Annotated in this window: 1 protein-coding gene; it reads right to left on the minus strand. The window is 43.2% G+C overall.

Features of this window, described 5'->3' with window-relative positions:
• Positions 1–39: 39 nt before the first annotated feature.
• A protein-coding gene (locus NI461_RS14010; RefSeq protein ID WP_101494812.1) for an IS3 family transposase occupies positions 40–1,115 on the minus strand; the annotation gives its coding sequence in 2 pieces (ribosomal slippage) (positions 40–863 and positions 863–1,115; 1,077 coding nt in all).
• Positions 1,116–1,186 lie beyond the last annotated feature (71 nt).

Here is a 1,186-nt window from a genome sequence, read left to right on the forward strand (position 1 = left end):
GGTAATCCTCCCATAAATAACCGAAGTTAAAAGTAGAGGTTAAGCAGCCATTAGAGGTGGCTTTCCTTTGTTAGCTTGATGTGGTCTTTCATGGTTGTAATGCCACAACCAGTTTGTTGCATAATCTTGTACTTCATCCAAAGTATCAAATAAATGCTTGCTCAGCCAACTATAACGTATGGTCCGATTATAGCGTTCAATATACGCATTCTGCTGTGGCTTACCCGGTTGAATATATTCAATACGAATACCGTGCTCAGTAGCCCAGCGCACAAATTCGTGACTGATAAATTCGGGACCATTATCGCATCGGATCACTAACGGTTTTTCTCTCCACTCCAGCAATTGATTCAACGTACGAATAACCCTGATTGTGGGCAATGAAAACCCTGCTTCAATGGCTAGGCCTTCGCGGCGGTAATCATCAATCACATTCAATAATCGAAACTTGCGACCATCGGAAAGCTGATCATGCATAAAATCTAATGACCAAACCTGATTTTCTCGGATTGGTTCCTTCAATGGTTCAGGCGCATGCCGTTTTAGTCTTCTTCTCGGTTTAATACGCAGATTCAGTGCCAACTCACAGTAAATGCGGTAAACCCGCTTGTGATTCCAGCAGCAACTCTCAACATGCCGTAAATACGAGAAGCACAAACCAAAGCCCCAATCGGAATTTTCCTCAGTGAGTTCAATGAGCTGTTCAGCAATGAGTGCATTGTCATCGCTGAGTTTGGCTTGATAGCGGTAGCAGGTTTCACTAATGCCAAATGCTTTACAAGCCAAACGAATACTAATGGCATGCTGGGCAACTGCCTGTTGTGCCATCTTACGCCGGCAAGATGGCTTTACCACTTTTTTGCCATCGCTTCCTGGATGATTTCGGCCTTTAATCGCTCTTCCGCATACATCTTTTTAAGTCTGGTATTTTCGGCTTCTAGCTCTTTCAGTCGAGCCATTAATGATGTATCCATACCACCATATTTGGCACGCCATTTATAAAAGGTAGCATTACTCATGCCGTGTTCACGGCAAAGGGTCGCTACAGGTGTGCCAGATTCTGCCTGTTTCAAGATGGACATGATCTGACTGTCAGTAAATTTAGATGTTTTCATGCAGAATCTCCTGCTCGTATCTTAAGAGAAAATTCTACTTTTAGATCCTATTATTTTTAGGGGGGATTACC

Source organism: Acinetobacter sp. S4400-12 (assembly GCF_024129495.1).
GTDB lineage: Bacteria > Pseudomonadota > Gammaproteobacteria > Pseudomonadales > Moraxellaceae > Acinetobacter > Acinetobacter lwoffii_C.